At 46.6% G+C, this 7,753-nt stretch carries 7 protein-coding genes; 5 read left to right on the top strand and 2 right to left on the bottom strand.

The features are described from left to right. From AC1DUA_RS21020 to AC1DUA_RS21000, 5 genes are all read left to right on the top strand, one after another. On the top strand, window positions 1–606 hold a 606-nt coding region (locus AC1DUA_RS21020), incomplete at its 5' end, for a TOBE domain-containing protein (protein ID WP_477501629.1). Further along, the gene (locus AC1DUA_RS21015; protein ID WP_477501628.1) at window positions 607–2,328 is read left to right on the top strand and encodes a putative 2-aminoethylphosphonate ABC transporter permease subunit; all 1,722 of its coding nucleotides are present in this window, start codon (window positions 607–609) and stop codon (window positions 2,326–2,328) included. Window positions 2,329–2,374: 46 nt separating this feature from the next. Next, window positions 2,375–3,163 (top strand): DeoR/GlpR family DNA-binding transcription regulator, encoded by a 789-nt coding sequence (locus tag AC1DUA_RS21010; protein WP_477501627.1) that lies wholly within the window; start codon window positions 2,375–2,377, stop codon window positions 3,161–3,163. 50 nt (window positions 3,164–3,213) lie between these two features. Further along, on the top strand, window positions 3,214–4,233 hold the full coding sequence (locus tag AC1DUA_RS21005; protein WP_477501626.1) for a hypothetical protein: 1,020 nt from the start codon (window positions 3,214–3,216) through the stop codon (window positions 4,231–4,233). Then, on the top strand, window positions 4,230–5,054 hold the full coding sequence (locus tag AC1DUA_RS21000; RefSeq protein ID WP_477501625.1) for a hypothetical protein: 825 nt from the start codon (window positions 4,230–4,232) through the stop codon (window positions 5,052–5,054). Before AC1DUA_RS21005 ends, AC1DUA_RS21000 begins: the two co-directional genes overlap by 4 nt. Window positions 5,055–5,171: 117 nt before the next feature. On the opposite strand, the gene AC1DUA_RS20995 is transcribed toward AC1DUA_RS21000, so the two are convergent. Next, window positions 5,172–5,696, bottom strand: coding sequence for a hypothetical protein (locus AC1DUA_RS20995; protein WP_477501624.1), 525 nt, complete (start codon window positions 5,694–5,696; stop codon window positions 5,172–5,174). Window positions 5,697–5,922: 226 nt separating this feature from the next. Beyond that, window positions 5,923–7,605 carry a DUF2339 domain-containing protein gene (locus AC1DUA_RS20990; RefSeq protein ID WP_477501623.1) on the bottom strand — a complete coding sequence of 561 codons (1,683 nt, stop codon included), beginning with the start codon at window positions 7,603–7,605 and terminating at the stop codon, window positions 5,923–5,925. Between the last annotated feature and the right edge of the window lie 148 nt (window positions 7,606–7,753).

Here is a 7,753-nt window from a genome sequence, read left to right as displayed (position 1 = left end):
GCCTTAGCACGCGCTATTGTACTATCTCCAGATTTCTTGCTGCTCGATGAACCGCTTTCAGCGCTAGATGCCAAGGTTCGTGTGAAACTTCGTGAGCAAATTTGCGAACTGCAGGACAAGCTTGGCATTACAACCGTCATGGTTACGCATGACCAAGAGGAAGCGCTCACGATGGCAGATCGCATTGTGGTGATGAAAAACTCCGAAGTTGTGCAAATTGGAACGCCGGAGCAAGTCTATGAAGAGCCGAATTCGGCGTTCGTCGCTGATTTTATCGGATCGATTAATTTCCTGGAAAACGGGGAGCAAGGTGGCCAATCGCAACGTAGAAGTCTTGCCATTCGTCCTGAACATATTCGCTTATCAGCAGCTGGATCGAGYAATGGGATGAAGGCGGTAGTCAAGCATGTCGAGTTCCGCGGAGCCTTCTATAGAGTGACACTTCAGCCAGCAGTTGGCACAGGCTACCAGAATGTGCTGCTTACAGTGGATGTGTCTTCGCAAGCTACGCATCAGCTGAGGCTTGTCAAACATTCCGAAGTAACCGTTGAATTCCCGCAGGAAAAGATGATCACATTCCCAGCTGATTCTATGGTAGGTGCCTAAATGAACAAGGGAATCGTCAGTATGAATCCGCCGATCCGCCGTCACCTTGGAGCTTTATTTACCTTACAAAATGTGTTGATTGTCGTGCTCGTGCTCACTTTAACAACAAGCACTCTCATTCCATTGATTCTTCTATTTAGCAAAGCTTTGTTGAATAAGAATGCAGAGTATATTGGACTAGCTAACTTTGTCCAGTATTTCTCTACTCCTTCCTTGCTTCAATCGCTAACGAACACGATCTGGATTTCAGTGCTATCTACAGTACTAGCTGTTGTTCTCGCTTTCGCCTATGCCTACGGAATAAGCCGTACGGCTATTCGCGGCAAAAGTTATTTCCGCTACGTAGCGTTATTGCCACTTTTTCAACCGACGATGATGCATGGTATTGCCCTTACTTACTTGTTTGGGAATCAAGGCATCGTTACACACGGTTTTTTTGGACTCTTGCCTGGTTTGAGGATACCCATCTATGGACCCATCGGGATCGTCATCTCGGAAGTGATTTACTTATTTCCTCAAGCTTTTCTGATTTTTATCACAGCTTTGTCAATGACCGATCAGCGACTGTATGAGGCCGCGGAATCGCTGGGCGCGAATAAATGGAAAACCTTTTTCACGGTAACTTTGCCCTCCGTCAAATATGGCCTCATTAGCGCAATTTTTGTCTGTTTTACAGCCAGTTTTACGGATTTCGGGGCTCCGCAGGCTATCGGCGGAAAGTTTAACGTGCTTGCCACGGATATTTACAAACAGGTTATCGGACAGCAAAATTTATCCATGGGTGCTACGGTTGGGATCCTGCTCACGATTCCGGCAATCATTGCTTTTGCTGTAGATCGTTTCGTTGAGCGCAAACAGCGTTCGTTGCTCTCTTCGAAATCCACGCCGTATCGGGTGCCTGAAGGGCAAGCTCGGGACAGATTTTATCGTACATTTTGTATCATCGTCTCGATTGCTATTCTGGTTCCGTTACTCACGATTGTATTTGCTTCTCTGGTGAAGGTGTGGCCGTACAATATCAGTTTAAGCTTCAAACATTATGACTTTTCGAGTGTTGCAGGGTCTGGTCTGGAACCGTTTTGGAACTCCCTTAAAGTTTCACTCATCACAGCTGTGGTGGGTACAATCATGACCTTTATTTTCGCTTATTTAATTGAAAAAACCAGATCGATGAAAGGATTGCGTCAGGTTGGGTACTTCTTGTCTATTTTACCGCTTGCGCTTCCAGGTATGGTTATTGGTCTTGCTTACATTTTCTTCTTTAATGATCCAAGCAATCCCCTGAACTGGATTTATGGCACAATGGCGATCATCGTGCTTGCGAACATTACGCATTTCTATGCGGTTCCCTTCATTACGGCTACGACTGCGCTGAAAAAGCTGGACAAGGAATTCGAACTCGTTTCGGAGTCTATGCGTGTTCCTTTCTACAAAACATTTTTGCGAGTAACCGTGCCGATGTCCCTTCCAGCAATTATCGAAATTGCTATGTACTTTTTCGTTAATTCCATGGTTACGGTATCTGCTGTCGTGTTCCTCCGGGCTGCTGATATGAATCTTGCGGCTGTCGCATTAGTGAATATGGAAGATGCTGGTGACGTAGCTGCTGCTGCGGCGATGTCTACCCTGATCGTAGGAACGAATATTATCGTTCGTTTGTCTTATGAGTTCATTTTAAAAAAGGTGAAAAAGCGAACGGCTGCTTGGCAAATGCCGAAGTAATGCCCTATCAGGCAAGCATGATGCATAAATTGGAGGGTCTAACCTTATGTCTTTGATTGGTGAAGAACGAAAGAATTATATTCTCAATCAGTTGAATTTGGATGGCAAAGTAAAAACGAATGAATTGGTCGAAGCGCTGGATGTTTCTTCTGAGACGATTCGTCGCTATTTGGAAGAGCTGGAAGATGAGAATAAACTGAAGCGGGTATATGGCGGCGCGGTCAAAATTAATTTGTCCCGAGACGAGCCGTCACACCTGAAAAGGGAAGTTCTGTACGCGGATGAGAAACGTAAAATTGGCCGTGCAGCAGCCACCCTCGTGGAGGATAATGACGTTATTTTCATCGATGACGGAACTACGACCTTGCATATCATCGATTATTTACTGAACAAGAAAAACCTCACAGTGCTAACCATTTCCATACCAGCCCTGTACTTGTTAATTGACTACAAAAACAAAGGATTGTTCACAGGGGATATCTTTTTAATTGGCGGTAAGGTAAATGCCTTGCATTCCAGGGTCACAGGTCTGTTGGCTGAGAAAATGGTGGAAAATTTCTATGCGGATAAAGCGTTCTTATCCGTGGATGGCATGATGCTGGAGAAAGGGATTACAGGCTTCGAAGAAGGTAAGGGTCAACTGACTCAGCAAATGATGAAATACGCCAAGCAAAGCATCGTGCTCTGCGATCACTCCAAGTTCGGGCTCGTACAATTCTACAAAATTGCGGATTTAAGAGAGCTCGATATCATTGTCAGCGATGTACCAGCCCCGAAAGAATGGCTCCACGAATTGCAGAAAAAAGGAGTTACATGGGTCTCATCGGGCGAATAGCTGTGTTATGATAGAACGGTAATCATGACAAATGTTGGGAGCTGATTCGTTTGTCGGTGCAACTGAAAGTGACGCAATCCGCGGGTAGTATTAGCATCTTGAAGCATGCCATCACGATGGTGATGGGGATGTGGCTGATCGTTGGCTTGTTTATCGATGGATTTGCTCATAACCATGGAGCGGTTGAGACCTTTTTTACACCATGGCATGCTATTTTGTACTCCGGCTATTTGGCTTGTGCGATTTGGATTCTTATGATTACTTATCAGAACAAAACAAGAGCCGGTCATGCCACTTGGGCAGCGTCCATTCCGACGGGATATAAGCTCGGAGTCGCTGGTGTACTCATCTTTTTCATCGGCGGCATTGGTGATATGCTCTGGCATACGATATTTGGTATTGAGAAAAATATTGAGGCTCTCCTCAGCCCGACACATCTGATTCTATTGACGGGGGCACTGATGATTCTGACCAGCCCATACCGCGCGATGAGTTATGCGGAGAAGGACGTTTCTCCGAGCTTTCGCCGTTTGCTGCCTGCTCTGACTTCAGTGGCTCTAACCTTTGCCGTGATGGCTTTTTTTCTCATGTACGCATGGTCGTTTCGTCAGAATTTATGGATGGCCAGGGAAGAAGACGCAGTTGCTAAAGCTGTCGTGGATTTCCTGGTTACAACGATGCTGCTCGTTATGCCAATCATGCTCGTACTTAGAAGCTGGAAGCTGCCCTTCGGCACGGTAACCTATTTCTTCGTTTTTGAAGCGATATTGATGGCGGTGCTGGATGGATTTTCACACTACGGCTCTATCGTGATACTGCTCATTAGTGGGATAATCGGGGATTTGCTTCTGAAATCGATCAAAGAAAAAGAAACCAGTGCATGGCAATATCGCGGCGTTTTCTTCCTGCTGCCCGTTCTCATCTGGGGCCTATACTTTGCGGATCTGCGCTTGTTTCACACGTTAGATTGGTCTCCTGAGCTTTGGGGTGGCACGATATTTATCTGTGGACTCTGTTCGATGGGATTAAGCATGCTGACTACTCCTATCACGACTGGAAGAAATCAATGAAACAATTTGCTATGCTTCTCATAGGTTTGGCTGTTCTTTTAGCCGCTTGTGGGAATCAGAACACGACCATTGATATGTCAGGGATGCAGATGACAGGGACGATGGGGGCCATGCCAACACATGCCCATGGTGATGATGCCATTGCCCATTTATCAGTTGCCATGGATCGTTATATGCCGGGCGAAGAGGCGACGATCACCATTCTTATTCAAGATAAATGGCATAAACCCATAGATAATTTTGACCTCATGCACGAGAAGCTGATGCATTTGATTGTGGTGAGCAAGGATCTGTCTTATTTTGATCATCTTCATCCAGAGCATGTCGGTCAAGGGCAATTCACAGTCCAAACAAAGTTCCCTAGCAGCGGCTATTTTCAGCTGATTGCTGATTTCACCCCGCAGGGGAGTGGGGAGACCGTACAAACCCACTGGGTCACGATTAACGGGAAAGAACCGAAGATGACAGTGCTTCAACCGGATTCCTCGCTGACGAAAGTGGTGGACGGCAAGGAAGTGACACTTGCTTTCGACCATCTCATGGCGGGTATGGGGCTGGATATGATCTTCACGATCAAGGATGCCCAAACGAAACAGCCGATTACCGATCTGCAGCCCTATCTGGGCAGCTTGGGGCATGTGGTTGCGATCAGCGCCGACGCGAAGGAGTATGTCCACGTCCACCCGAATGAGCAGAAAGGCTCAGGGCCTGCAGCACCTTTCACGATTATTTTCCCCAAGAGTGGCATTTATAAAATATGGGGGCAATTTCAGCATCAGAACGAAGTATTTATCGTACCTTTTACCATAAAAGTGCCATAAGGGCTTCACATTTACAATTTCATCTGAATTTTGTAATCAAAAAGAAATATGTTATTCATCTAGCTTTAATGAAACAGGCTTATAATAGAACTCGACCCCCTTTAAAATATATATATCTTAAGACCCGCAGCCTTTTTTCGTTGTATAAGTAGCGCCGTCTTTCGTCGTGAATTTGACTTGATCTGCCGTATTAGCTGTGTCAAATGTGACGTCCGCTTTGGTAGTGTCTAACAGGTTCGTCGGGAAAAAGGAAGTCGGGTTTGTTACAATAGCTCCGTCTGCCTTCTGTTCCGTCAAATAGTGAGCTGCTAATTTATCTGCCATAGCCGCATCAAAATAGCTGGAAAGGAATTTCACGGCTTTCTCTTTGCTATCAGCTGCGATAGGATTCAGGATCAGCTTCTCATCTTTGGATTTTGCTTCTCCGAATAGGAAGCCAACCTTCTCCTGAGCAATTCTTGCACCGATATAGCCTTTCATGTTGATAGCATCCTGCGTTTCAGCTGTTGCTTGCGGGGAAGCTGCTGCGCTGGCGCTTGGAGACGGGCTAGTCGCTGTATTCTTGGGTTCGGAAGAGCAAGCTGCTCCTGTAACCATCATCGTAAGCAGGATAACGCCTGCGGCTGTTTGTTTCAAAATCATGAATGATACACCTCTTCATCTGTATGAATGTATTTATTTGTAAATAAATACATATTATATTCGAATTATATAACTGCAAGTCTAGAATATACGCTATTTTCAGACGTAATGCAATGAATTCAAGGAAAGTTCACATTCTATGTTGTCCCTGAAAAGGTGAAAAAAACCCTCGTATCCACTAGATCAGTGGAAGTGAGGGCTTTTCATTTTGCCAACATTCACTTGTTTATTTGCGCTTATAAAATAACCTGGAAATCCCAACGCCAAGCGCCCCGAGCCCGATAAAGAGGATTGCCCGAATGGCGGTAGACACGTCAGGTAAATCAATGAAAATAATTTTGAGCAGAGTTACAAACAGGAATAGGATGCCGATTAGATTGGCCTTCGCTTTTTGGACAAACAATCCCGCGATAATGAGGAGAACAGCATATATCGCCCAAACACCAGAGAGAATGAGATGTTGGTAATCACCACCCAGTCCTTTCGTTAAGGCATTCGTTAATTGAGAGACGAAGATGAGGAGCAGAATGAATCCCATCCATAGCAAAAGCAGGGAGATTCTTGGCGACACAAGGCCTTCCTTGGCAGAAGAGCGAAAGAAAGCATAGAGGGCGCCAATGGAAGCCACGAGTACAAACCAAGCAAAAGTTTCATATGACCCTATATCATGGATTGGATGGGCAAAAACGAGCAGCATGCCGATGAAATAGGTAAGGGCTCCGGTGATTTGCTGCAGCCTGCTATGGAAGCGGACACCTAGGCAGAGTGCGATGCCGCCTTCCACTAACAGTGCTGATCCAGCTTGGTCGGCATGCAGGACGAAAATCAGCCATAAGAAGAGGCTGAACGTTGCGATGGAGAGATGCACGGAGAAGGTCCGCTTTTGCCGATAAAGCCAGTAGGAAGTGCCGATGTACAAAAGTGACCACAAGGCCAGCATCCACTCATAGAGGAGCCTATCGTTGCCAGTAGTGCCGTATAGACCGTATGTCCAGGCTGCGACAAGGCCAAAGCTGAGGAACAGTGTGATGCGCTGTCCAATACGACTGTCCTCCGAGCGCAGAAGCGCAACACTGAAGAGCAGTAAATGCTGCAAGATGATAACGATAAGCAGAGCAGGTTTGTCACTCGCCGCATGGCTGAGCAAGGTCGAAATGATCAAAGGCAGATGAAGTACGCCAAATGCGGTGAAATAAGCACCTCGGAAGCCGTAGCGCAAGGATAACAACATCATAGCCATGGAAAAGAGACCTTCATAGCCAGCAAAAACCCACATATTCGGATGTGCCGAGTCGACCATGAATGGAACGAGATAACCTGCGAGCAGGGTAATAATCATAAGGGCTTGCGAACGGTGGCGAACCGCTGTAAACACACTGGCAGCAATAGAAAGAACGTAAAGTACAAAAGCAAGCCATGACGGAAGCAGCTCAAACAGCATATGAGCAGCGAAAAGCGATAAGATGAGCACCCCGCTTGCTCCTCCTAACAGCACTTGCCCCAACGCTGTGCGTTTGCGGCGCATCTGCGCTTCGCCTTGCCAATACATAAGACCTGCTGCGGCAACACCGAGTAGGCAGCGGACCGGTTCAGTAATGAAGCCGGCACTCACGGCTGCTGTAAAGCCCCAGAGAACGCCAAGCAGGAAGACGATGATAAAAATGCGCGGCAGCCAGACGCGGGCGATCAAATGCTCCCAATCTCTTGGTGGAGCAGGTTCTGCGGCGGGAATCCACGTTTCCTGCTGGAGGGTAGGACGTGGAGCTGGCTCGGGATGCTCCACGGAAGGAGCTGGTGTGACAGAGCGTTGAGACCCTGAAGTCGTTTTTCGGTCGAGCGCATGGTCAAGGAGCTGCTCGAGCTCTTGTACTTTCTTTTCCAATGCGGCTACTCGCATTTCTAGATCCATAATAGCCCCCTTTGTTGTACACACTTTAGGTATGTTTTTCCATCTCATTCTATGTTAACATGGGCCTGGCGAGACGTGTAGGCTGAGAGAAAAAATAAAAGCAGGACAACTATGCTACAATAGTCATAAAAACGAATAGGACATTAGG

The organism is Paenibacillus sp. 01T422, from assembly GCF_056398785.1.
This window is presented reverse-complemented; position numbering and strand designations above follow the sequence as displayed.

Excerpts from the sequence above, each read along its gene's own strand:
- AC1DUA_RS20990 (WP_477501623.1), bottom strand. The coding sequence starts at position 7,605 with ATGGATCTAGAAATGCGAGTAGCCGCATTGGAAAAGAAAGTACAAGAG.
- AC1DUA_RS21000 (WP_477501625.1), top strand. The coding sequence starts at position 4,230 with ATGAAACAATTTGCTATGCTTCTCATAGGTTTGGCTGTTCTTTTAGCC.
- AC1DUA_RS20995 (WP_477501624.1), bottom strand. The coding sequence starts at position 5,696 with ATGATTTTGAAACAAACAGCCGCAGGCGTTATCCTGCTTACGATGATG.
- AC1DUA_RS21010 (WP_477501627.1), top strand. The coding sequence starts at position 2,375 with ATGTCTTTGATTGGTGAAGAACGAAAGAATTATATTCTCAATCAGTTG.
- AC1DUA_RS21015 (WP_477501628.1), top strand. The coding sequence starts at position 607 with ATGAACAAGGGAATCGTCAGTATGAATCCGCCGATCCGCCGTCACCTT.